This is a genomic window from Aeromonas sp. BIGb0405, assembly GCF_024807335.1.
GTDB classification, from domain to species: domain Bacteria; phylum Pseudomonadota; class Gammaproteobacteria; order Enterobacterales; family Aeromonadaceae; genus Aeromonas; species Aeromonas rivuli.
In genome coordinates this window covers 174023-195751 of sequence record NZ_JANUEP010000005.1, presented here as the reverse complement: position 1 = coordinate 195751, position 21729 = coordinate 174023, and the positions used below count along the sequence as shown (strand labels likewise).

The following is a 21729-nucleotide window of genomic DNA, read 5'->3' as shown; positions in this document are numbered from 1 at the left end:
TGCCGCTGGAGACACCAATGAGGTCATCGTCCGCGTCAGGGCCGCAGGTTCGGCATCTGAGCAAGCAGGGGGGCTTTACCCTGCTGGAGATGCTGGTGGCGATCGCCATCTTCGCCGGCCTGAGTCTGGGCGCCTATCAGGTGTTGCAGGGGGTGCTCACCAGCGATGAGGTGGCCAGGAAGAAAGAGGTGCGTCTGGCCCAATTACAGCGCGCCTTCGATGTGCTGGAGCGGGACGTGAGCCAGATGGTGCCGCGTACCGGCCGCATCGAGGGTGAAAATAACCGGGTGTTGCTGGCTGCCAGCCAGTTTGGCCAGCAGAGTGATGATTGGGGCATGGCCTTCATCCGGGGGGGCTGGCTCAACCCGGATGGCATCTTGCCGCGATCTGGCCTGCAGCGGGTCGGTTGGCGGCTCAAGGATCACCAGCTGGAGCGGCTCAGCTATCTCTATCCGGACCCAGTGATAGGCACCGAGCCCAGGGTGCAAGCGTTGCTCGACCGGGTGACGGGGCTGCGCCTCTTCTTCTACAGCGAGGGGGGCTGGAAGTCGGAGTGGACCCAGGAGGAGCGCTTGCCTGACGGCTTGGCGGTGGAACTGGATCTGGACGATTACGGCACCATACGTCGCCAGTTTCTGATTGGGGCCGGCGGCCAGAGGCTCGAAGATGCACCGACACAATAGAGGCGCCGGGCCGGGACGAAGCCGGGGCATGGCACTGCTGGTGGTGTTGTTGATCCTCTCGGTCATGGTGATCATCGCCAGCAACATGAGTGGCCGCTTGCAGCTTGAGCTCAGGCGCACCGCCAACCTCAGCACCGGCAAGCAGGCATGGTGGTATGCCATCTCCACCGAGGCGCTGGTCAGCAAGATACTGGCCCAGGACTTCAAGGATGACCCCAAGGTGGTCAGCCTGAGCCAGTACTGGGCGCGCAAGGATGTGATATTTCCGGTCGAGGATGGCACCCTCAAGGGAGAGGTGCGTGACCTGCAAAGCTGCTTCAACCTCAACAGCCTGAGCGTAGGGCAGCAGGGGGACAGTGGGGACGATCTGGCCAACCAGCCTTATCCCGTCAAGGTGTTCCGCACCCTGTTGACCCTGCTTGAGATCGACGAATACGAGGCAACCCAGCTGACGGATGCGGTGCGTGACTGGACCGACAGCGATACGGTACTGGTCTCCAGCTATGGGGCCGAAGATGCTTATTATGAAGGGCTGGGTCAGCCCTATCTGCCCGCCAATCAGAAGATGCTGGGGGTGGATGAGTTGCGGGCGGTGCGTGGGGTCAGCGGCAAGCTATATGCCAGGCTGGCGCCCTATGTCTGCGCCCTGCCAAACGACAAGTTACTGGTGAATATCAATACCATATCCCCGGATCAGCCCGAGCTGCTGGCGGCGCTCTACCTGGGAAAAATCAGTGTGGATGACGCCAAGGGTGTGCTCAAGGATCGCCCCAGGAAAGGCTGGCAAAGCAAGGCGGAGATGACGAGCCTGCCTGCGTTGGCGGCGGGCTCCGGCATCAAGGGGTTGAATGAGGCGATAGACGTCAAGAGCGATTACTTCGTGGCTTATCTGCTGGCCGAGGTGGCCGACACCCGGGCCAGGCTGGAGACCTACTTCCAGCGCAGTAAAGAGAACAAGGCGGTGGTGCTGCGGCGGGTCAATGGGGGGGCTGAGTGAAGCTCGCCTCGACGCGCGACGGCATCTCGCTGTCCATATCAAGGGTCAGCCGTCGACAGGATTCGGCCAAGGCCAAGGAGAGAGTGTGTTGAACGAGAGTCTGGTCATCCGTCTGGGGACGACCCAGGAAGAGCCGGTCGAGTGGCTGGTCTGGTCGAAGGGGGAGGAGGAGATCATCGCCTCCGGGACCCTGGCCTCGGCCCATGAACTGCATGAGCTGCGTGAACGGGCCGGAGGTCGTCCCGTGGTCGTTCTGGTGCCGGGCAGCGCCGTTATCTTCCGGCGAGTGCGGCTGCCGGGCAAATACAACCGCCAGTCGGCGGCGGCCCTGCCTTATCTGCTTGAGGAGCAGATCGCCTCCGATGTGGAGTCCCTGCATCTGGTCGTGCTGTCTCATCAGGGCCAGGAGGTGGATCTGATGGCGGTGGACCGGCAGCAGATGCTGCGTTGGCTCGGCTGGTTGGAGGCGGCGGGGCTCAAGAGCCTGCAACTGCTGCCGGATGTGCTGGCCTTGCCGCAGGCGAGCGACGGCTGGTCGGCGCTGCAGCTGGGCAAGGTCTGGCTGTTGCGCCAAGGGCCTCACCAGGGACTGGTTGCGGACGAAGTCTTGCTCGGCCTGCTGCTGGGCGCGCAGCCCGAGCCTGTCACCATTCACAGCCATACCCCCCCCCCCGCCCTGGCGGGAGCGAACTGGCAGGGGGCCGATCCCGAACTGCCCATGCTGCTGCTGGCCCGGGAGGCGCTGCGCGGTCAGGTGAACCTGTTGCAGGGGCCCTTCCGGCCACAGACCGAGTACAGTCGTCACTGGTTGCAGTGGCGCAAGGTGGTGGTGGTGGCGGTGGCCTTGTTGCTGGTCACCCTGGGGCAGCGCGGCCTGGCCCTCTATCAGCTCGATAAGCAGGACAAGGCGCTCAAGGCCGAGATCCGGGAGGTCTATACCCGTATCTTCCCGGGAGAGACCCGGATAGTGAATGTACGCAGTCAGGTGGAGCAGCATCTGAGGCTGCTGGGCGGTGCGCCCCAGAGTGGCGTCTTGCTGTTTTTGACCGAACTGGCCCCCACCTTTGCCGAAGTGCCGGGGCTCAAGCCCGAGGTGCTGCGCTTTGATGTGGAGCGGGGAGAGCTGAGGCTGCAAGTCACGGCCCCCGGCTTTACCGAGATGGAGCGATTCCGCGAATTGGCGGGCAAGGGTTTCGAGGTGCAACAGGGCGAGGTGCGCAGCACGGAAGGTCGGGTCGAGGGGGCACTGGTGCTCAAGGGTAAATCATCATGATGACAAGATTCGAACTCTGGTGGCGCGGCATCAGCGCCCGGGAGCAGCGACTGGTGGCCATTGGCGGTACTCTGCTGATCATCGGTCTCTTCTATTGGCTGGTGTGGCAACCCCTCGGCAATCGCATCGCGGAGCGGGAGCGACAGGTAAAGAACCAGCAGCAGACCCTGGTCTGGCTGAAAGAGAAGGGTGAGCGAGTCTTGGCGGCCCAGGCGGGCAGCGGTCGCAACATCGATTTGGGGGGCACCCTGGATGGGGTCGTCAACCGCACCGCCTTCAACCACAAGATCAAGATCACCCGGCTGCAACCCCAGGGTCAGGAGCTGCAGGTATGGATAGACGCAGTCCCCTTCGATGGGCTGCTGATGTGGCTGGCCGAGCTGTCGGACAGATACGGCGTCCAGGTCAAGGTGATTGAGGTGGCCCGCGAGCAGTTGCCCGCCGGCATGGTCAAGGTGAGACGCTTACAGGTGAGTCGCCCGCAATGAAACGCAAGATCTGGATAGTCGTCGTCTTCATGCTGGCCTGGCTGGGCTTCTTGCTGACCAGCGTGCCCGCCAGTCTGGTGGCTCGCCATCTGCCGCTGCCGCCCATGGTCAAACTGGAAGGGGTGAGTGGCACCCTCTGGCAGGGGGAAGTGGCGCGTCTGCAATATGCCAGCGAGTCTGTGACCCGGCTGCGCTGGGATCTCAATGGCTGGTCGCTGCTGCGCTTTGCTCCCGAGCTGGCGGTGCGTTTCGGCGAGCGGGATGGCCTCAATGGCCAAGGGGTGGTGGGTTGGGGCAGCGCCGCCTTTGGCCGTGACCTGACCCTCAACGCTCCTGCCCCCTGGTTGCTGAGCCGGCTGCCCCTGCGCCTGCCCTTCCCGATCACGGCAACGGGCCAGTTACAGCTCAAGATCGATGAATTCAGTCAGGGTCAGCCCTGGTGCGATAGCCTCTATGGCAACCTCCACTGGTACGATGCCGAGGCCGACACCCCGGCGGGCAAGCTGAAACTGGGGGATCCCGAGGTCAAGTTGACCTGTCTCGACTCCAAGCTGGTGGCCGAGCTCAAGCAGGGGTCGGAGGCGGTGCAGGTACTGGGCAAGCTGGAGTTGCAGGCCAATCGCCAGTACCTGTTCCAGGGCAGTCTCAAGCCCGGTCCCGAGTTGCCGGAGCAGATGAAACAGGGGCTGCCCTATCTCGGTCAGCCAGACAGTCAGGGTCGCTTCCCGCTGCGTTATCAGGGCCGCATCTGACCCGCAGCAGCACGAATAGACAACACCCCGCCTCGGCGGGGTGTTTCGTTATGGGGCTGATCAGGCCGTCGGTTCGCCGTCGCCGGGCGCCGTGATGAGATGGTTAAGAAAGAAGCTGAACAGCTCGGCGCGCGAGCCGAGCCGCAGCTTGCCATAGAGATGTTTACGGTGATTCTTCACGGTGCCGCTGCCAATCCCGAGCGCCGTGGCGATGGCCTCGGTATCCAGCCCTTGCAACAGCAGGCGGGCAACCTGGCGCTCCCTGGGGGTGAGCTGATCCCCGCCGACAGTGTCCATCGCCAGCTCCACCGCGGCCTTGACCGTGGCGCCGTCAGCCGATGTGGTGCTGGTTGCCATCAAGGGCATGGCCTGTGGCCAATGCTGGCGGCACAGAGCGTGCACCAGCGGAAACAGCTCTTCCAGCTTGACTCGTTCGCCCTGACTCAGGGGGTGGCGCTTGCCGAGACGCCCGAGAAAGAGCACCAGGGTCAGCCCGGCATGGATGGGCAGGATCAGCCCCACCTCCTCCTGCCAGCCGGTGGCCTGATAGAAGCGTTGCTGATAGTCCGGATCCAGCTTGCCCTGTGATACTTGTGCCAGGGTCCAGACCCCTGCGGGCAACCCAGCGGCCAATGCCTGCATGAAGGGATCCTGACCGAAGTGGCTGGTGAGGTAGCGATCAAACAACAGGGCTCGCCGGTGCTCCAGATTGTCATAGAGGTAGACGGGCCGCTGCCCCATCCCGAGCAGCAGGGCGCAGTCGAATGCCACTTGCCGCTGGATGAGACGCACCAGCATGGCCGGGAAGGCACTGGTGTGCAGGGCATCCAGGGTGGCGGTCAGATCGGGGGTGAGGGTGGCGTGGGTCATGACGGGCTTGGCTTCCTGGGGAGGGGCTGAGTCACTTGAGCAGAGATGCTAGCACGGGGTGAGAAAACTGTCCCCTGAGGGACATGGCCGTCGGGCTGCCAGAGGGGGAGGATAGCGACCTTTCCCCCGTTTCGGAGATCCCATGACAGACCCCAGGTTGCTCGATGAGTTGACCGAGCGTGGCCTCATCGCCCAGCACTCAGACATGGCGGCCCTGCGCGATCACCTCGCCACGGCGCGTACCCTCTATTGCGGATTCGACCCCACCGCGGGCAGCCTGCACATCGGTCATCTGGTGCCGCTGTTGATGCTGCGCCGCTTCCAGCTCGCCGGGCACCGCCCGGTGGCCCTGGTCGGCGGCGCCACCGGCCTCATCGGCGATCCCAGCTTCAAGGCGACCGAACGCAGCCTCAACAGCAATGAAACCGTACAGGGCTGGGTCGCCAGCCTGTCGGCCCAGATAACCGCCCTGTTACCTGCCGCTGAGGGGCTGGCGGCGGCCACCCTGGTCAACAACGGCGACTGGCTGGGGCAGATGTCGGCCCTGGATTTCTTGCGGGATGTCGGCAAGCACTTCTCGGTCAATGCCATGCTGGCGCGCGAGTCGGTGCGCCAGCGGCTGGCCCGCCCGGATCAGGGTATCTCCTTCACCGAGTTCTCTTATGCCCTGTTGCAATCCCTGGACTTCGCCGAGTTGCACCAGCGGCTCGGCTGCACTTTGCAGATTGGCGGCAACGATCAGTGGGGCAATATCCTCAGCGGCATGGATCTCACCCGCCGCCGCCATCAGGCCCAGGTGTTTGGCATGACGCTGCCGCTTATCACCAAGGCGGACGGCACCAAGTTCGGCAAGACCGAGGGGGGCGCCATCTGGCTGGATCCGGCGCTCACCTCGCCCTATGCCTTCCATCAGTTCTGGCTCGGCACAGCGGACGAGGATGTCCATCGCTTGCTGCGCTACTACAGCTTTATGGCGCTGACCGAGATTGATGCACTGGAGGCAGAAGACGCCAGCCGGCAGGGGCGCAAGCTGGCCCAGCAAGTGCTGGCCGATGAGTTGACCGAGTTGGTGCATGGCAAGGGGGCGCTGGCGGCGGCGCGGCGCATCGGTGAGTTGCTGTTTTGCGGCGATGCGGCTCGCCTTGGGGAGAGCGATCTGGCCCAACTGGCCCAGGATGGCATGCCGAGCTGCCAAGTGCAGGGGCAGCAGGATCTGCCGAGCCTGCTGGTGGCATGTGGCCTGGCGGCCTCAAAGCGTATCGCCCGCGAGCTGCTAGGGGCGGGGGCCATCTCCCTCAATGGTGTGTCGACGCAGGATGAGTGGCTGGCCCCTGGCGATCGGCTGTTTGGCCGCTACCTGCTGCTGCGCCGGGGCAAGAAGCAGTACCGGCTGGTGGAGTGGCTGGACTGAGCCGTCCCTGATAGACGCCACAGGGGTGACATGGTGCTGACCGTCCGTCACCCTCAATCGCCAGCGCGACTCATGGGGCAGCTCGCGCCATGATGGAGAGGAGGGACTCTGCCCCATCTTGCGCTGAGTCAGCCCGCTAGCGGCAACAACTCGGCATAGTCGTGTATGGCCGGGAAGGCGGTGATCCGCTGCGCGGGCTGCTGACTGTCCGGGGTCTGGATGGCGAGCTGATAGCCGATGCCAAAATCGGCGGCGGCCTGCAAGATGCGCTCGCTGTCATCGACAAACAGGGTACGGGCCGGATCGAACGCCAGCCGCTCTGCCAGGGCCTGCCAGCAGTGCTGGCTCTCCTTCGACCAACCCAGTTCATGGGTGCTTATCATCAGATCCAGATGGTCGGCCAGTCCGAGTCGCGCCTCCTTGACCGAGAGGCTGGCGGGGTGGGCATTGGTGAACAGCACCAGCTGCTTGCCCGCCGCCCGCAAGGCGGCCAGGAAGGGGAGAGCATGAGGCCGCCACTGGATCTTCTCCAGGAGCTCCTGCTTGAGGGCGCGAATGTCCAGCCCCAGGGTCCGGCTCCAGTAATCCACGCAATACCAGTCGAGGGTGCCGGCGACCGCCTGATAGTGGGCATCGATCTGCGCCCTGGCCTCGGCCAGCGACAGCGCGCGCCGCTCGGCATAACACTCGGGCACCCGCCGTTGCCAGAGGTAGCTGTCAAAATGGAGATCGATCAGGGTGCCATCCATGTCGAGCAGGACTGTATCTATCTGGTGCCAGGGAAGCGGGGTCGGCATGGGGTATCTCGGTGTTGAAAGGGCGCGCCATTATAACGGATTTTTAGGGTCGCTTTCCCGGCCTTGGCCCGTGGTGTTCGTCTTGCGACTCGTTTACTCTTGAGTCATGACTCTCGCCAGTGGCCCGGCTATGGATCCCAACAAGCGCAAACCCGACATCATCAAGGCTGACATCGTGGCCGAAAGCCGCCTGTTCAAGGTGGAATCCCTGCATCTCAAGTTCTCCAACGGCGAGGAGCGGGTCTATGAGCGGATGCGGGGCGGCAACCGGGGTGCCGTCATGGTGGTGCCCATGCTCGATGCCGACACCCTGCTGCTGATCCGTGAATATGCCGCTGGCACCCACAGTTATGAGCTGGGCTTTCCCAAGGGGCTGATCGATCCCGGTGAGGATGCCCTGACCGCGGGTAACCGCGAGCTGATGGAGGAGGCGGGCTTTGGCGCCAACCGCCTGACCCCCCTCAAACAGGTCTCCCTGGCCCCTGGCTATTTCGCCAGCAAGATGGACATCTTGCTGGCCCGGGATCTTTTCCCCGAACAGCGGGTCGGTGACGAGCCTGAGCCCCTGGAAGTGATCCCCTGGCCACTCAATCGCATCGACGAACTGCTCGAGCGGGAGGACTTCACCGAATCACGTAGCATCAGCGCCCTGCTATTGACCATCAAGTGGTTGGCAGAGCAGGAAAAATAACGCCAGAGCGGCGAGTGACACAGAGGATGACAAGATGCAGGAACTACTGAGCTGGGTTCCCGGGGTCAAGGAGATAGCCCGCGAAGCGGGGCGTATCCTTCACGACATCTATCAAGGCGGCCAGTTTGAGCGCGAGCTGAAGGAGGATGCGACCCCGGTCACCAGTGCCGATCTGGCCGCGGATGCCTACCTGAAACAGGCGCTCGCGGCGCTCACCCCCCATATTCCTGTGTTGACCGAGGAGGCGGCGGATGTCCCCTTCAGCCAGCGATCAAACTGGCGGCAGTATTGGCTGGTGGATCCTCTGGATGGCACGGGGGAATTTATCGCCGGCAGTGGTGACTTCGCCACCCTGATAGCCCTGGTGCGGGACAATGTGCCCGTGCTCGGCGTCATCTATGCCCCCGAGGCGGATCTGCTTTACTGGGCGGTGCGTGGTCATGGTGCCTTCAAGGAGGCAAATGGCGAGAGCAAGCCCATTCGCGCCCAGCATCATGAACATGATCTCCCCAGTTCCCTGGTGATCGCCATCAGCCGCCGTCAGCAACAGGTGAGTCTGACGCGTCGTCTCAACCCGAGCATCCATTACGATCTGGTGCCGCTGGGTTCCAGTTCCCTCAAATCCTGCCTGGTGGCCGAGGGGGCGGCCGACTGTTATGTGCGACTCGGCCCTACCGGCGAGTGGGACACCGCAGCGGCTCAGTGCATCGTCGAGGCGGCTGGGGGGCGTATTCTCAGTCTGGCACTGCAGCCGCTGAGCTATAACGAGACAGAATCCCTTGGCAATCCCGACTTTATCGTGATGGGGGATCCTCGTCTGGCTTGGACCCAGATAGTGCTGCACCGCGACTGACCGTATCTTGTATCGGCATAAAAACGGCGACCTCAGGGTCGCCGTTTTCGTTGATATCGCCAGCGGGTGGGGGAGCTCGCCTGCCATCAATCAAGAGGCGGTTCTGCGACGGTTTGCTGCTGGCGCAGCCACTGGCCAGGGGTCAAGCCACAGGCTTTGGCGAAGGCGCGGGTCAGGGCGGCGCTGCTGCCATAGCCCACCGTCGGGGCAATCAGCTTGAGGGGCTCCCCCGCCAACAGATGCTGCTGGGCCAGGGTCAGCCGCCACTCGGTCAGATAGAGCAGTGGCGTCTTGCCTATCAGCTGATGGAAGTGGGCGGCGAAGCGGGCGCGGGACATGCCCGCCAGCGCAGCCAGCCCTTGCAGCGTCCAGGGATGCTCGGGTTGTTGCTGCATGGCGATGATCGCCTTGCCCAGCCTCGGATCGGCCAGCCCCGCCAGCACGCCCCCCCGGTAGAGCCCGGCATCGAGCACATGGCGCAACACCAGGATGAGCAGCAGATCCAGCAAGCGATCCATCGCCTGACTCTGGCCATAGCCGGGTTGAGCCGCCTCCTGAAACAGCAGCTCCAACACGGGAGCCAGGCCGGGGGCGCTGGCCAGGGGAATGATCAGGCGGCTCGGTAGCGCCGCAACCAGGGGGTTGTTGTGGGTGCGGCCGAAGTGGACGTTGGCGCAGACCAGATCGCAGTCGAGCCGACTCTGCATGCGGTGGCCGCAGCCCGCTGGAAACAGGATCAGGGTCGGCTCATCCAGGGTGACGCTAGCCTCCCCGTCACTGCTCAGTCTGAGGGTGCCCGCGCGAAGCAGGTGCAGGTGGCCACCAGGGTCCGAGCCCTGATAATCGGCCCGACCACACAGGCTGCCTGCGTAGAAGAGCCGGGCCCGGGGCGCGTATTGATGAAGCAGTACCGACAAGGAATCCATGATTGATACGATAGGTGACTATTTTTGGACTGTTGGTGATAAATCGTATCATGCTTTTTGAAATACTCCCTCTCGTTGACCAGCCAATCCATTAACACGAGAGGACAATGTCCATGGTACGTATCCATCCCCTGACCATAGCCCAGGCCAAACCCGCCGCCGCCACGACCCTCACCGCCATCAAGGGCAAACTCGGCATGGTGCCGAACCTGTTTTCCACCCTGGCCAACTCCCCCACGGTGTTCAAGGCCTATCTGGCCTTTGCCGAGACCCTGGGCCAAGGGCGACTCAGTGCCCGCCAACGGGAGCTGCTGGCACTGGCCATCGGCCAGGAAAATGCTTGCCAATACTGCCTGAGCGCTCATGTGCTGGGCGCCAACAAGGCCGGTTTTTCCCCGGCGCAGATCCGCCAAGCCCGTCTGGGTAAGGCCGAGGATCCGCTGGATCAGGGGCTGATCTCGCTGGCAATCCAGCTGGTTCGTCAGCGGGGCGTCATCGATGACGGCCAGCTGACCGCGGCCAGAGCCGCCGGGGTGGACGATGAACTGCTCATCGAAGTGTTGGGACAGGTCGCCCTCAACACCTTCACCAACTACAGCAACCATGTGGCGGGTACCGAGATCGACTTCCCCCTGGTTGAGGTGCAGCCATGAGGGACGGCTGGTTGGCACGGGCCAAGCCCGTGACCCGGGAAGAGAGCGGTTATCTGGTGGGATTGGCGGGGGTGCTGCTCATCCTCGTCTGGCTCGGGATATTCAAGTTCACTCCCACCGAGGCGGAGGCGATAAGGCCGCTGGTAGCGAGCCATCCACTGATGAGCTGGCTCTATGGCATCTGGTCGGTGCAGGGGGTCTCCAATCTGGTGGGGATCGCCGAGTTGGTGGTCGCCCTGGCCCTGCTGCTCTCCCTGCGCTATCGCCTGGCGGGTGTTTACGGCGGTTTGGGCGCCTGCATCATCTTCCTGATGACGTTGAGCTTTATCTTTACCCTGCCCGGCGCCTGGCGTTGGGTGGATGGCATGCCGATAGTCGATTTCTTCCTGCTCAAGGATCTGGTGCTGCTAGGGGTCTCGCTGACCGTGATCAACCGTAGCCGGGCCTTGTAATTTCAAGCTTTCACCTACTGTTTGCGCCTCAGGATGAGGCGCTTTTTTATGGTTGTCGCCAGCGCCTGACAATAAAAAAACGCGGCCTGATAGCCGCGTTTTTGTGAGCCGTTGAGTGAAAACTCACTCGGCGTCGTAATCTTCAATCTCTTTGCCGAGCGCTGCCATGACTGAGAGCCGCGGGCTTCGATATCCAGACAACAAAAACGCGGCCTGAGAGCCGCGTTTTCGTGAGCCGTTGAGTGGAAACTCACTCGGCGTCGTAATCTTCAATCTCTTTGCCGAGCGCTGCCATGACGGAGAGCCGCGGGCTTCGATATTCAGACAACAAAAACGCGGCCTGAGAGCCGCGTTTTTGTTGAGCCATTGAGTGAAAACTCACTCGGCGTCGTAATCTTCAATCTCTTTGCCGAGCGCTTCCATGATGGCTCGGGCTTCAGCCGGAACGCTGTCCGGGTGATCCTTGCGCAAATCGTCGTCGCCGGGCAGTGGCTGGCCGGTGAACGCATGGAGAAAGGCCTCGCAGAGCAGTTCGCTGTTTGTCGCATGGCGCAGGTTGTTCACCTGGCGACGGGTGCGCTCATCGGTCAACACTTTCAACACCTTGAGCGGGATCGAGACGGTAATCTTCTTGACCTGTTCACTCTTCTTACCGTGTTCCGCATAAGGGCTGACGTAGTCGCCGTTCCACTCTGTACCCATGATTCACCTGTTCTCATTTGGCCTTGAGCGCGGATTTTAACCCTTAAGGAAATCAATGGCAATCCAACAGCAAAGCCATTTAGACGTCTAGAAGTGTTGACGGCTTTATTGGGGTGGCGTAATGTCTTGTGCAATGGCGAGGATGGACTCGCACAAGGATGAGGAGAGAGAGATGACCCATAAGGCAACCCTGACGGTACGCACCGGCATAGAGACAGATACTCAGCATGGTGCCGTAGTGCCGCCCATCTATCTCTCCAGCAACTACACCTTTGCCGACTTCGGCGTGCCCCGTCAATACGATTATGCCCGCTCCGGCAACCCGACCCGTGGCAATCTGGCGGACGCGCTGGCGGCCCTGGAAGGGGGAGCGGGCGCCGTGGTGACCGGCACCGGCATGGGGGCCATCCATTTGGTGACCCAGGCCCTGTTGCAGGTGGGGGATCTGCTGATTGCCCCCCATGATTGCTACGGCGGTACCTGGCGCCTGTTTGAATTCCTGGCCGCAAAGGGCAACTACAGGGTCAAGTTCGTCGATCAGGGGAATGAGCAGGCCCTGGCCGCCGCCCTGGCCGAGGGGCCCAAGCTGGTCTGGGTCGAGACCCCCTCCAACCCGCTGTTGCGGGTAGTGGATGTGGCCGCCATCTGTGATGCCTCCCATGCCGTGGGCGCTCTGGTCGCGGTCGATAACACCTTCCTCTCTCCGCTGCTGCAACAGCCCCTGGCCCTCGGCGCCGATCTGGTGGTGCACTCCACCACCAAGTACATCAATGGTCACTCGGACGTGGTGGGGGGGGTGGCCATCGCCAAGGAGCAGGCGCTGGCCGATAGCCTGCTGTGGTGGGCCAACTGCCTGGGGCTGACCAGTGGCGCCTTCGATTCCTATTTGACCCTGCGCGGCCTGCGTACCCTGGGGCCCCGTCTGCGCACCCATCAGGAGAATACCCAGAGCATTCTGGCCTTCCTGCAGACCCAGCCCCTGGTGAAAACCATTTATCACCCCAGTCTGCCGACTCACCCCGGCCACGAGATAGCGCTGCGCCAGCAGTCCGGCTTCGGTGCCATGCTGAGCTTCGAGCTCGATTGCGACGAGGCGGGTCTGCGCGCCTTCCTCGGCGCCCTCAACCACTTCTCGGTGGCCGAGTCTTTAGGGGGGGTGGAGAGCCTGGTGGCCCACCCGGCCAGCATGACCCACAGGGCCATGAGCGCCGAGGCGCAGCAGGCGGCGGGGATCAGTCCCCAATTACTGCGGATCTCGGTCGGCATAGAACACGGCGAGGATCTGGTCGCGGATCTGGCCCAGGCCCTGGCGGTCGCCGGGCAGGTGGCCGCGCAATGAGTCAGAGCAGTCAAGCCGCCGTCCTCGGTGGCCAAGCCACAACGGATAGCACCAAGATGAGTGAAATGGTCAAGGAGGCCGAGGTGACGGTCAACGTTAAGCATCGGCAAGTACACAAGTTCGGTGGCAGCAGCCTGGCGGATCCCGTCTGTTATCGCCGGGTCGCGGCCATCGTCGAGCAACAGGGCAACGGCAGCGAACTGATCGTGGTCTCGGCCGCGGGCAAGACCACCAACCGGCTGATCCAGCTGGTGGAGCTGGCCGAGGCGGGGGACGAGGCGGCCGGTGAGGCGCTCAACGCCCTGCGTGCCTATCAGCAAGGGTTGATCGACGGCCTGCTGGAAGGGGATTTGCACCAGAGCCTGACCGCTCAGCTCAACGGCGATATCAGCAGTCTGGGCCTGATCCTGGAGGGGCAGTTCGATCGCTTCGAGCGCAACGGCCTGCTCGCCTTCGGGGAAGTCTGGTCGGCGCGCCTCCTGGCCGCCTTGCTCAGCAGCCGTGGCGAACCCGCCATCTGGCTCGATGCCCGCAGCTTCCTGCGTGCAGAGGATGGCGCCCTGGTCAAGGTGGACGAGGTGCTCTCCCGTGAGCTGCTCAAGGCGCGGCTCGCCGAGCATGCGGGTCGCATCGTGGTGACAGGTTTTATCGCCGCCGACATGGAGGGGCGCTCCCTGCTGCTTGGCCGCAATGGTTCCGACTACAGTGCCAGCCTGCTGGCCCTGCTGGCCGATGGCGACTCCACCACCATCTGGAGCGACGTGGCCGGGGTTTACAGCGCGGATCCGCGCCGGGTCAAGGAGGCGCGCCTGCTGGAGCGGCTCAGTCTGGCCGAGGCCAACGAACTGGCTCGCCTGGGATCCTCCGTGCTGCATTCGCGTACCCTGCAACCGGTGGCGGACAGCCGCCAGCGGCTCACCCTGCGTTGCAGCTACAACCCCGACGAGGGCTGCACCCATATCTTGCGCCGCGCGCCGCGCAGCAACGGTGCCCGCATCGTCAACTCGGTGGATCAGATTGCGCTGATCGAGCTCAAGGTGTTGCCTCAGGGTGATTTCGAGCAGGCGGTCAAGACCATAGAGGCCCATCTGGACCGTCATCGTCTCAGCCCGCTGACCCTGCAACGTCAGCCGGACAGGCGGGTGCTGCGCCTCGCCTATACCCTGGAAGTGGCGGTCGGCGCCTACGACCTGCTGCGGGACTTCCAGCTGCAGGGGGGCTTCACCGGCCTTATCCAGAAAGAGGGTTACAGCCTGGTCGCCCTGGTGGGAGCCGGGGTGACGGACAACGCCGAGCAGTGTCATCGCTTCTATCAACTGCTCTCGGATCAGCCCCAGGAGTTCGTGCAGGTCGCCAAAGATGGCCTGAGCCTGGTGGCCGTGCTGCGTCAGGTGGTGCTGGAGCCGCTGATGATAGCCCTGCACAGCGCCCTGTTCAGCCGCCCGACCCGGGTCGGCCTGGTGCTGTTTGGCAAGGGCAACATCGGCAGCCAGTGGCTTAACCTCTATGGCCGCGAGCAGGCTCGTCTCGAGCGCGAACTGAACGTGGCGCTCACCCTCTATGGGGTGTTCAACTCCCAGGGGGGGCTGCTGGACGAGGAGGGGCTGGATCCCGTCAAGGTGCAGCAACACTTCGAGCCCAGCCCGCTCATCTGGCCAGAGCTGCTAAATCAGCTCGAACAGCACAGTTTCGACAGTCTGATCGCCCTGGATCTGACCGCCAGCGAGACGGTGAGTCGCTACTATCCCGACTTTGCCCAGCTCGGCTGCCACATCATCGCCGCCAACAAGTTCGCCGGTGCCGCCGAGAGCGAGTTCTATCAGCGCATCAAGCAGAGCTGTCGGGATCATCAGGTGCAATGGCGCTACAACGCCACCGTCGGTGCCGGGCTGCCCATCCAGTCCAGCATCCAGATGCTGCGCCAGAGCGGGGATCGCATCCAGGGCGTGTCCGGCATCTTCTCCGGCACCCTGAGCTGGCTGTTCCAGCAATATGACGGCAGTCGTCCCTTCTCCGAGCTGGTGGACGACGCCTGGCAGCAGGGGTTGACCGAGCCGGATCCGCGCGAGGATCTCTCCGGCCAGGATGTGCGTCGCAAGCTGCTCATTCTGGCGCGGGAAGCGGGCTTCGAGCTGGATTCTGCCGATATCGAGCTGGAAAATCTGGTGCCAGCGGCCCTGCGCAAGCTGTCGGTCGAGGAGTTCATGAACAGGCTGGGCGAGCTGGACGGCCCGCTGCAGGCGGCGTTCGAGGGGGCGCATCGGGTCGGCAAGGTGCTGCGTTTCGTGGCCCGTTTCGAACGAGGCGGCAAGGCGCGCGTCGGACTGGAGGCCCTGGCGCCGCACCACCCCTTCGCCAATCTGCTCCCTTGCGACAATGTGTTCGCCATCGAGAGCGACAGCTACCGCAGCAACCCCCTGGTCATTCAGGGGCCGGGGGCGGGGCGGGAAGTGACCGCCGGCGCCATCCAGTACGATCTCTGGCAGATCTGCGCCGAGCTGTAAGCCTATGACGGTGAACGGTGAACGGTGAACGGTGAACGGTGAACGGTGAACTGGCAGCAGCCACACCTCAGTGAGATCTCCGACAGCGCTGCGTCAGCCTGTAAGGTGATGGTGGCGAGCTGATCCCTTGCAACCAGCCAACTGACCACCAAAGAGGCGCCTTCGGGCGCCTCTTTGCATGGCGCTAACCGGCTGGCCTGACTCACCACAGCAGCTGGCCGAGCAGGGGAGCGAGCAGCACGGTGACCATGCCCGCAATCATCATCACCATGCTGGCCACCACTCCCTCCTCGTTGCCCAGCTGATAGGCCTTGGCGGTGCCTGCCCCGTGGGCCGATGCGCCAAAACCCGCCCCCTTGCCGAGCTTGCTGCGGATGGCGAGACGGCGCAGCACCCCATCCCCCACCGCCATGCCTATCACCCCGGTCAGTACCACGAACAGCGCGGTCAGGTCGCTCTGACCCCCTACGCTCTTGCTCGCCTCGACGGCGAAGGGGGTGGTGATGGAGCGCATGGCGAGGCTGCGTTGCAGCAGATCCGAGAGCCCGAGCCAGCGAGCCAGCAGCACTGAGCTGCCCACCGCCATCACCACTGAGGCCAGAACCCCGATGGAGAGGGACAGCCAGTGTTTGCGCATCAGGGCCTTGTTCTCATACACGGGGATGGCGAAGGCGATCGTGGCCGGGCCCAGCAGCCAGAGCAGCCAGTGACTGTCGGCCATATAGGTCTCATAGGGGATGTGGCACGACAGCACCAGGGCGATCAGGAGAGCAGGGGCCAGCAGCAGGGGCATCAGCGGCAGTATGCGTTTGCGGCCATAGAGCCATTTGCTGAGGTAATAGAACAGCAGAGTGAGGGCCAGGCAGAGCAGGCTCAGGGTCTGGTTAGTCATGACGGCGCTGCCTGCGAGCCAGTTTGAGCTCGAGCCGGTAGACCCTGTCGACCACCAGAGCCGTGGTGCCGAGCACCAGCACAGTGCTGAGGCTTATCACCAGCAGGATGCGCAGCCCCTGATGCAGCAGCAGATCCTGATAGTTGACCACGGCCACCACGGCGGGCACGAAGAACAGCAGCATCTCGGCCAGTAGCCAGCGCGAGCCTGCGCTAAACCAGCGGGTCTTGACGATGCCGGTCAGGATCAGGGCGAGCAGGACCAGCATGCCGGTGAGATTGGCGGGCAAAGGCAGATGAAAGAGGCGCACTGCCGCATCGGCGAGCCACCAGATGGCGGCCAGCAGGGCGACCTGCAAGGGGGTGATAAACCAGAGGGGCAGAGCCATGAGAGAGGGCCATTCGGTAAGAAGGCTTTCAGTCTACCGCCGGACTAAACCTGCAAAAAATGAATTTAAATTATAAAATTCATGCCAAATTGGCATGATACGACCTTGCCCCTGGAGGAGGAATCATGGATATCCGTGCCTTGCGTTACTTCGTCGAACTGGTGCGGGAGCAGAGCTTCACCCGCGCCTCCGAGAAGCTGTTCGTCACTCAGCCCACCATCAGCAAGATGATCCGCAGCCTGGAAGAGGAGCTCGGTCAGCCGCTGCTCAACCGGGAGGGGCGCCGCTTCACCCTGACCGACAGCGGCCAGGTGCTGTTCGCCCGTGCCCAGGAGATATTGACGCAGATGCAGCAGCTCGAGACCGAACTGGCGGATCTGCAGAGTCTCAAGGGGGGGCGCCTGGCGCTGGGCATGCCCCCCATGGTGGGGCATGTCTATGCCGATTTGATCCGTACCTATCGCCAGCGTTACCCGGCCATAGAGCTCTCCATCGTGGAATATGGCGGGCGTCGTATCGAACAGGCGGTGCTGGAGGGGGAGCTGGACTTGGCCATCACCATGTTGCCGACCCGGGAGACGGGGGCACTCAACGCCCTGGTACTGGCCAGCTATCCGATCCAGGTGGTGCTGCCAGCCGAGCCGCGCTGGCGCGAGCGGGCCTGCGTCCGTTTCTCGGATCTGCGCGACGAGCCGCTGCTGCTCTATACCCAGGCTTTCACCCTGAGCGATCGCATCGAGCAGGCCTGTCTGGATGCAGGGTTCAGCCCTCAGGTGGCGGCCCGCAGCAGTCAGTGGGACTTTCTCACCGCCATGGTGCGCAGTGGCATGGGGGTCGCCTTCCTGCCAGAGCCCGTCTGCCGTCGCCTGAACCCGGAGGGTCTGCTGCTCAGACCCCTGTTGCCGGAGCTGAGCTGGCAACTCGGGGTGATCTGGCCCCAGGGCCGCTATCTGTCACGCAGTGCCGAAGCCTGGCTGGCGCTCTGCCGTGAGTTCCAGGCAGGCTAAGGCTGGGTGTTGGATCCGCAGGGTTGAGGCTCTCTTGCTCGGCCACTTCGCTTTCTACGCCGCTATCCATCAGGACTTGTCCCGATCTGCTGTGTCCATCAATCCATATGACGCAGTGCGCATCAGGGCCCCGAGTCGTCGGCAGAGTTGGCGCAGGGTCTGATTGTCGAGGCAGCCAAAGCCGAGCAGCCAGCCCTCCAGCCTGGGCTCCCCCAGATAGAACTGACGCAAGGGGCGCAGCCCCAGCCCCAGGGCATTGGCAGCCTGGGTCCAGCGGGCCTCGCCGCCCGGGGGCAGCAGCACGGCGCACTGCAGGCCGGCGCCACTGTGGATAGGGGTCAGTTGGGGGCAGTGTTCGGCCAGTTCGCTCAGCAGCAGATCCCGGCGACTCTGGTAGAGCAGGCGGCTCTGGCGCAGGTGGGTGGCGAAGTGGCCGGCCCGGATAAAGTCCGCGGTGACCGCCTGCTGCAACTGGTTGCTGTGGCCATCGAAGGCGGCGCGGGCCCGGCTGAAGGCCTCCATCAGCGGGCGCGGCAGCACCAGATAGGCGAGGCGCAACGAGCCAAACAGCACCTTGCTGAAGGTGCCCACATAGATGACCCGCCCCTGGCTGTCGAGTCCCTGCAAGGCGGGCAGCGGGCGCTGATCATACTGATACTCCCCATCGTAATCGTCTTCCAAAATCCAGGCGCCGTGCCGCTCGGCCTCGGCCAGCAATGCCATCCGCCGTGGCAGGCTCATGGGTACGCCGAGGGGATACTGATGGGCCGGGGTGCAGTAGATGAGCCTGGGCTGCGGATGTTCCCCCGCCGGGTCGAGGCCCTCTTCGTCCACCGGCACCGGGTGAATGCGGGCGCCGGCGCTCTCCAGTGCGGTTCTGGCTCCCGGATAACCGGGATCTTCGACCCAGACGGTGTCGCCGGCGTCGATGAGCAGCTGGGTTGCCAGCAAGATCCCCTGCTGGGAGCTGGTGAGGATCAGGATCTGCTCCGGCTCGCACTGCACCCCGCGCGACTGCACCAGATAGCTGCTGATGGCGGCGCGCAGCTCCCCTAAGCCTTGCGGATCCCCGTAGTTCATCCACTGGCTGGCGCGCTGGCGCCACTGCTGTTGCATCAAGCGGCCCCAGAGCGCCTGGGGAAAGATGCGCGGATCCGGCTGGCTGGAGGCAAAGGAGACGCCGACCTCGGGGGCATCGTGACAGGCACCGCCTGCCGCCATCTCCTGACCGCGACGGGATAGTCCGGCCGCCGACTGGGGCGGCCTTGGAGTGGGCCGCACCGCCGCCAGGGCGACGAAGCTGCCGGCCCCCACCTTGCGCACCAGATAGCCCTCGGCCTCCAGTCGGCCATAGGCCAGCTCCACCGTACTGCGGGAGATGCCGAGATCCCGCGCCAGCATGCGGCTGGCGGGCAGCCGACTGTGCTGGGGCAGGTGACCGGCCAGGATGGCTTCCCGCAGGGTGCGCACCAGCTGCTCATGCAGCGGCAGATCGTTCTGTTGCTGGTCGGCAAACAGGGTGGGCAGGGCGGTCATGGCAGTCTCCGGACAGGGCTGTCAGCCCATCAAAATTGGTCTGCTTATATTGGCAAAATTGGTCGGCGTGGCAAGGCCATTATGGCGCTACATTGAGGGTCAGAGAATGGAGTGTAACCACCACAAGGAGTCGGGATGTCAGAGTTCAGTGCCCTCATCAGCTGGCAACGGGGGGCTGGCGAGCCCTTCGTCGACCAGCGTTACAGTCGGGCCCATGAGTGGGAGTTTGACGGCGGCATCAGGGTGCCCGCCTCCTCCTCCCCCCATGTGGTGCCCTTGCCCTTTTCGGTGGCGGAGCATGTCGATCCGGAGGAGGCCTTCGTCGCCTCGCTCTCCAGTTGTCACATGCTGACCTTCCTCTGGCTGGCGGCCAAGGCGCGCTATCTGGTGGAAGACTACCGCGATAAGGCGGTCGGGGTCATGGAGCCGGACGAGCGGGGCCGCCAGTCGATCACCAGGGTCACCCTGCGCCCCCGGGTACTGTTTGCTGGTGAGCGCCAGCCGAGCCTGGTCGAACTGGAGCGGCTGCACCATCAGGCCCACGAGCAGTGCTTTATCGCCAACTCGGTGAGAACCGAGATCACCACAGAAGTCGCGCTATATCAGGAGCCGGTATGAGTCATGTATTGAGCACGGGAGTGGCCAGCCCGCAGGAGGCCAGCGCCTTCTTCGAGGCCCAGCTGAAATTTCGCACCGACCCGGCCGATCTCGCCGCCGATCTGTTAAACGCAGAGGCGGGTGAGGAGGGGCGCATCGTCGTCATCGACACCCGCTCCCCTGAACATTATGCCGAGGGCCATATTCCGGGGGCCGTCTCTTTTCCCCATCGCACCATGAGCCCGGTCACCACGGCCGGGCTGGCGCGAGACAAGGTCTATGTCTGCTACTGCGATGGCATCGGCTGCAACGGCTCGACCCAGGGGGCCCATAAGCTGGCCGCGCTGGGTTTTCAGGTCAAGGAGCTGATCGGCGGCCTGCATTGGTGGCGTCAGGACGGTTTCGCCGTCGCCACCGGCAGCGAGGCCGGTGTCTTGCAAGAAGGAGGGATAGCCTGTGGCTGCTAACAACGTTACCTCTCATATCACTAACGAATTCAATCAACCCCTGGGCGCTGTGGTGCCGGATTGGACGGGGGCCGAGTTTCCCCCTCATCAGCTGATGAGTGGCTGGGGCTGCCGGTTGGAGCCCCTTGACCCCGGGCTGCACGGCGGCCCGCTGTGGCAGGCGTTCAGTGCCGATGATGGGGCCATGTGGACCTACCTCACCAGCGGCCCCTTCGCGGACGAGTCGGCCATGCTGGCCTGGTTGCAGCAGTGCGCTGCCAAGGTCGATCCCCAGTTCTATGTCATTGTCGATGAGCCGAGCGGCAAGGCGCTGGGGCTCGCCAGCTACCTGCGTATCGATCCTGCCGCTGGCAGCATAGAAGTGGGCTGGCTGCACTTCTCCCCCGCCATGCAGCGCACCCGCCTCTCGACCGCCGCCATGGCACTGATGATGGGGCGGGCCTTTGCCCTGGGCTATCGTCGCTACGAGTGGAAGTGCAACGAGCTCAACCTGCCCTCCCGCCAGGCGGCGCTGCGGCTCGGGTTCAGTTACGAGGGCACCTTCCGCCAGGCCAGGGTCGACAAGGGCCGTTCCCGCGATACCGCCTGGTTCTCGGTGATCGACAGCGAGTGGCCCGCACTGGCGGCCAGTTTCGAGGGTTGGCTGGCCGATGACAACTTCGATGGGCAGGGGCGCCAGCGGCTGCGGCTCTCCGACTTGACGGCGGCCTGCCGCGCTCAGGCAGATAAAATGCCCTGAGCGTCGGTTGGCGTCCTGGCTGGCAACACCCGATAAAACCAAAGAGGCCCCGGATGTCGGGGCCTCTTTGCTATCACCTCTGCGACCTCATCATGGTGCTCGTCCCTTAGTGTTCACCTATGGGCGCGGCTAGCCATTTCAGAAGGCGAAGCATGTCTCGGGGCGCCACCCCGACCGAGAGGCCGCGCTTGCCGCCGCTCACCAGGATCTCATCAAACTGCAGGGCGGAGTCATCGAGCACTGTGGGCAACAGCTTCTTCTGGGCCAGCGGGCTGATGCCCCCCACCTTATAACCGGTCAGCTTCTCGGCCTCCGCAGGCTTCATCATCTCCACCTTCTTGAGGCCCGCCGCCTTGGCGAGCTGCTTGAGGCTGCACAGGCCCGATGAGGGCACTATAGCCACCACCGCCTGCTTGTCGTGATGGGCGATCAGGGTCTTGAACACTTGCGCTTCGGGCAGGCCAAGTTGAGTCGCGGCATGCTTGCCAAAATCGTCGTGGGCCTCGCACTCGTAGGGATAGAGCTTATGGGGGATCTTTAGCTTTTTCAGCAAGTTGATAGCGGGGGTCATCAGATTTCCTCGAGCCTTGGCAAGGTCAAACAGTCTGCTCCCAGACGAGTGGCTATGCAAGGCTCCGCAGCTTTCGTCGTTTCCTGGAGGGGGACGGTATTGATCCCCCTCTGATTCGCCGAGGCCAGCGAAATCCTGTCG

Annotated in this window: 24 protein-coding genes; 16 read left to right on the top strand and 8 right to left on the bottom strand. The window is 63.6% G+C overall.

What is annotated here, in order from left to right:
- Positions 1-17: 17 nt before the first annotated feature.
- The 5 genes from exeJ (at position 18) to exeN (ending at position 4193) form a co-directional block, all read left to right on the top strand.
- On the top strand, positions 18-683 hold the full coding sequence (gene exeJ, locus M2366_RS13875; protein WP_259269988.1) for a GspJ family T2SS minor pseudopilin variant ExeJ: 666 nt from the start codon (positions 18-20) through the stop codon (positions 681-683).
- Positions 667-1680: a GspK family T2SS minor pseudopilin variant ExeK gene (gene exeK, locus M2366_RS13870; protein ID WP_259237271.1), complete on the top strand. Its 1014-nt coding sequence runs from the start codon at positions 667-669 to the stop codon at positions 1678-1680. The genes exeJ and exeK overlap by 17 nt, the downstream gene beginning before the upstream one ends.
- A gap of 88 nt (positions 1681-1768) precedes the next feature.
- Positions 1769-2953, top strand: coding sequence for a GspL family type II secretion system protein ExeL (exeL, locus tag M2366_RS13865; protein WP_259237281.1), 1185 nt, complete (start codon positions 1769-1771; stop codon positions 2951-2953).
- Complete coding sequence (exeM, locus tag M2366_RS13860) at positions 2950-3441, top strand: GspM family type II secretion system protein ExeM (protein ID WP_259269987.1); 492 nt, start codon at positions 2950-2952, stop codon at positions 3439-3441. The genes exeL and exeM overlap by 4 nt, the downstream gene beginning before the upstream one ends.
- Positions 3438-4193 carry a GspN family type II secretion system protein ExeN gene (exeN, locus tag M2366_RS13855; RefSeq protein ID WP_259269986.1) on the top strand — a complete coding sequence of 252 codons (756 nt, stop codon included), beginning with the start codon at positions 3438-3440 and terminating at the stop codon, positions 4191-4193. Before exeM ends, exeN begins: the two co-directional genes overlap by 4 nt.
- 60 nt (positions 4194-4253) lie before the next feature.
- Here the strand turns inward: exeN and M2366_RS13850 are convergent, their stop codons facing one another.
- Positions 4254-5063 (bottom strand): helix-turn-helix transcriptional regulator, encoded by an 810-nt coding sequence (locus M2366_RS13850; RefSeq protein ID WP_259269985.1) that lies wholly within the window; start codon positions 5061-5063, stop codon positions 4254-4256.
- Between the two features lie 142 nt (positions 5064-5205).
- Between M2366_RS13850 and tyrS the strand changes: the two genes are divergently transcribed.
- Positions 5206-6474 (top strand): tyrosine--tRNA ligase, encoded by a 1269-nt coding sequence (gene tyrS, locus M2366_RS13845; protein WP_259269984.1) that lies wholly within the window; start codon positions 5206-5208, stop codon positions 6472-6474.
- A gap of 128 nt (positions 6475-6602) precedes the next feature.
- Here the strand turns inward: tyrS and yrfG are convergent, their stop codons facing one another.
- A complete protein-coding gene (gene yrfG / locus M2366_RS13840; protein WP_042044295.1) occupies positions 6603-7271 on the bottom strand; it encodes a GMP/IMP nucleotidase in 669 nt (222 codons plus the stop codon).
- Between the two features lie 106 nt (positions 7272-7377).
- Here yrfG and nudE point away from each other — a divergent pair, with 106 nt between their 5' ends.
- Both nudE and cysQ read left to right on the top strand, forming a co-directional pair.
- The gene (gene nudE / locus M2366_RS13835) at positions 7378-7962 is read left to right on the top strand and encodes an ADP compounds hydrolase NudE (protein ID WP_259269983.1); all 585 of its coding nucleotides are present in this window, start codon (positions 7378-7380) and stop codon (positions 7960-7962) included.
- 34 nt (positions 7963-7996) lie between these two features.
- Positions 7997-8815: a 3'(2'),5'-bisphosphate nucleotidase CysQ gene (gene cysQ, locus M2366_RS13830; RefSeq protein WP_259269982.1), complete on the top strand. Its 819-nt coding sequence runs from the start codon at positions 7997-7999 to the stop codon at positions 8813-8815.
- A gap of 86 nt (positions 8816-8901) precedes the next feature.
- On the opposite strand, the gene M2366_RS13825 is transcribed toward cysQ, so the two are convergent.
- Complete coding sequence (locus M2366_RS13825; protein WP_259269981.1) at positions 8902-9741, bottom strand: AraC family transcriptional regulator; 840 nt, start codon at positions 9739-9741, stop codon at positions 8902-8904.
- A gap of 113 nt (positions 9742-9854) precedes the next feature.
- Between M2366_RS13825 and M2366_RS13820 the strand changes: the two genes are divergently transcribed.
- A complete protein-coding gene (locus M2366_RS13820) occupies positions 9855-10394 on the top strand; it encodes a carboxymuconolactone decarboxylase family protein (protein ID WP_259237282.1) in 540 nt (179 codons plus the stop codon).
- 29 nt (positions 10395-10423) lie between these two features.
- The gene (locus M2366_RS13815) at positions 10424-10846 is read left to right on the top strand and encodes a DUF417 family protein (protein ID WP_042044421.1); all 423 of its coding nucleotides are present in this window, start codon (positions 10424-10426) and stop codon (positions 10844-10846) included.
- 378 nt (positions 10847-11224) lie between these two features.
- Here M2366_RS13815 and metJ read toward each other — a convergent pair whose 3' ends face one another.
- Complete coding sequence (metJ, locus tag M2366_RS13810) at positions 11225-11548, bottom strand: met regulon transcriptional regulator MetJ (RefSeq protein ID WP_005891844.1); 324 nt, start codon at positions 11546-11548, stop codon at positions 11225-11227.
- Positions 11549-11720: 172 nt separating this feature from the next.
- Between metJ and metB the strand changes: the two genes are divergently transcribed.
- Positions 11721-12887, top strand: coding sequence for a cystathionine gamma-synthase (gene metB / locus M2366_RS13805; protein ID WP_259269980.1), 1167 nt, complete (start codon positions 11721-11723; stop codon positions 12885-12887).
- A gap of 56 nt (positions 12888-12943) precedes the next feature.
- The gene (locus M2366_RS13800; protein WP_259269979.1) at positions 12944-15391 is read left to right on the top strand and encodes a bifunctional aspartate kinase/homoserine dehydrogenase II; all 2448 of its coding nucleotides are present in this window, start codon (positions 12944-12946) and stop codon (positions 15389-15391) included.
- 202 nt (positions 15392-15593) lie between these two features.
- Here the strand turns inward: M2366_RS13800 and M2366_RS13795 are convergent, their stop codons facing one another.
- Together M2366_RS13795 and M2366_RS13790 are read right to left on the bottom strand one after the other, a co-directional pair.
- Positions 15594-16283: an LrgB family protein gene (locus M2366_RS13795; protein ID WP_224431370.1), complete on the bottom strand. Its 690-nt coding sequence runs from the start codon at positions 16281-16283 to the stop codon at positions 15594-15596.
- The gene (locus tag M2366_RS13790) at positions 16276-16671 is read right to left on the bottom strand and encodes a CidA/LrgA family protein (protein ID WP_224431369.1); all 396 of its coding nucleotides are present in this window, start codon (positions 16669-16671) and stop codon (positions 16276-16278) included. Before M2366_RS13790 ends, M2366_RS13795 begins: the two co-directional genes overlap by 8 nt.
- A 125-nt stretch (positions 16672-16796) precedes the next feature.
- Between M2366_RS13790 and M2366_RS13785 the strand changes: the two genes are divergently transcribed.
- Entirely contained in the window at positions 16797-17678 is an 882-nt protein-coding gene (locus tag M2366_RS13785) for a LysR family transcriptional regulator (RefSeq protein WP_042044286.1), read from the top strand.
- Positions 17679-17747: 69 nt separating this feature from the next.
- On the opposite strand, the gene M2366_RS13780 is transcribed toward M2366_RS13785, so the two are convergent.
- Positions 17748-19214, bottom strand: a complete 1467-nt coding sequence (locus M2366_RS13780) for a PLP-dependent aminotransferase family protein (RefSeq protein ID WP_259269978.1) — start codon at positions 19212-19214, stop codon at positions 17748-17750.
- 135 nt (positions 19215-19349) lie between these two features.
- Between M2366_RS13780 and M2366_RS13775 the strand changes: the two genes are divergently transcribed.
- From M2366_RS13775 to M2366_RS13765, 3 genes are read left to right on the top strand one after another with little or no spacing between them, the layout of a single operon-like run.
- Positions 19350-19832 (top strand): OsmC family protein, encoded by a 483-nt coding sequence (locus M2366_RS13775; RefSeq protein ID WP_259269977.1) that lies wholly within the window; start codon positions 19350-19352, stop codon positions 19830-19832.
- Positions 19829-20278, top strand: coding sequence for a rhodanese-like domain-containing protein (locus M2366_RS13770; protein ID WP_042044283.1), 450 nt, complete (start codon positions 19829-19831; stop codon positions 20276-20278). Before M2366_RS13775 ends, M2366_RS13770 begins: the two co-directional genes overlap by 4 nt.
- Positions 20268-21017: a GNAT family N-acetyltransferase gene (locus tag M2366_RS13765; RefSeq protein WP_042044282.1), complete on the top strand. Its 750-nt coding sequence runs from the start codon at positions 20268-20270 to the stop codon at positions 21015-21017. The genes M2366_RS13770 and M2366_RS13765 overlap by 11 nt, the downstream gene beginning before the upstream one ends.
- A 106-nt stretch (positions 21018-21123) precedes the next feature.
- On the opposite strand, the gene ybaK is transcribed toward M2366_RS13765, so the two are convergent.
- Positions 21124-21588, bottom strand: coding sequence for a Cys-tRNA(Pro) deacylase (ybaK, locus tag M2366_RS13760; protein ID WP_042044281.1), 465 nt, complete (start codon positions 21586-21588; stop codon positions 21124-21126).
- Positions 21589-21729 lie beyond the last annotated feature (141 nt).

Excerpts from the sequence above, each read along its gene's own strand:
- exeJ (WP_259269988.1), top strand. The coding sequence starts at position 18 with ATGAGGTCATCGTCCGCGTCAGGGCCGCAGGTTCGGCATCTGAGCAAG.
- exeK (WP_259237271.1), top strand. The coding sequence starts at position 667 with ATGCACCGACACAATAGAGGCGCCGGGCCGGGACGAAGCCGGGGCATG.
- exeM (WP_259269987.1), top strand. The coding sequence starts at position 2,950 with ATGATGACAAGATTCGAACTCTGGTGGCGCGGCATCAGCGCCCGGGAG.
- exeN (WP_259269986.1), top strand. The coding sequence starts at position 3,438 with ATGAAACGCAAGATCTGGATAGTCGTCGTCTTCATGCTGGCCTGGCTG.
- M2366_RS13850 (WP_259269985.1), bottom strand. The coding sequence starts at position 5,063 with ATGACCCACGCCACCCTCACCCCCGATCTGACCGCCACCCTGGATGCC.
- tyrS (WP_259269984.1), top strand. The coding sequence starts at position 5,206 with ATGACAGACCCCAGGTTGCTCGATGAGTTGACCGAGCGTGGCCTCATC.
- yrfG (WP_042044295.1), bottom strand. The coding sequence starts at position 7,271 with ATGCCGACCCCGCTTCCCTGGCACCAGATAGATACAGTCCTGCTCGAC.
- nudE (WP_259269983.1), top strand. The coding sequence starts at position 7,378 with ATGACTCTCGCCAGTGGCCCGGCTATGGATCCCAACAAGCGCAAACCC.
- cysQ (WP_259269982.1), top strand. The coding sequence starts at position 7,997 with ATGCAGGAACTACTGAGCTGGGTTCCCGGGGTCAAGGAGATAGCCCGC.
- M2366_RS13825 (WP_259269981.1), bottom strand. The coding sequence starts at position 9,741 with ATGGATTCCTTGTCGGTACTGCTTCATCAATACGCGCCCCGGGCCCGG.
- M2366_RS13820 (WP_259237282.1), top strand. The coding sequence starts at position 9,855 with ATGGTACGTATCCATCCCCTGACCATAGCCCAGGCCAAACCCGCCGCC.
- metJ (WP_005891844.1), bottom strand. The coding sequence starts at position 11,548 with ATGGGTACAGAGTGGAACGGCGACTACGTCAGCCCTTATGCGGAACAC.
- metB (WP_259269980.1), top strand. The coding sequence starts at position 11,721 with ATGACCCATAAGGCAACCCTGACGGTACGCACCGGCATAGAGACAGAT.
- M2366_RS13800 (WP_259269979.1), top strand. The coding sequence starts at position 12,944 with ATGAGTGAAATGGTCAAGGAGGCCGAGGTGACGGTCAACGTTAAGCAT.
- M2366_RS13795 (WP_224431370.1), bottom strand. The coding sequence starts at position 16,283 with ATGACTAACCAGACCCTGAGCCTGCTCTGCCTGGCCCTCACTCTGCTG.
- M2366_RS13790 (WP_224431369.1), bottom strand. The coding sequence starts at position 16,671 with ATGGCTCTGCCCCTCTGGTTTATCACCCCCTTGCAGGTCGCCCTGCTG.
- M2366_RS13785 (WP_042044286.1), top strand. The coding sequence starts at position 16,797 with ATGGATATCCGTGCCTTGCGTTACTTCGTCGAACTGGTGCGGGAGCAG.
- M2366_RS13780 (WP_259269978.1), bottom strand. The coding sequence starts at position 19,214 with ATGACCGCCCTGCCCACCCTGTTTGCCGACCAGCAACAGAACGATCTG.
- M2366_RS13775 (WP_259269977.1), top strand. The coding sequence starts at position 19,350 with ATGTCAGAGTTCAGTGCCCTCATCAGCTGGCAACGGGGGGCTGGCGAG.
- M2366_RS13770 (WP_042044283.1), top strand. The coding sequence starts at position 19,829 with ATGAGTCATGTATTGAGCACGGGAGTGGCCAGCCCGCAGGAGGCCAGC.
- ybaK (WP_042044281.1), bottom strand. The coding sequence starts at position 21,588 with ATGACCCCCGCTATCAACTTGCTGAAAAAGCTAAAGATCCCCCATAAG.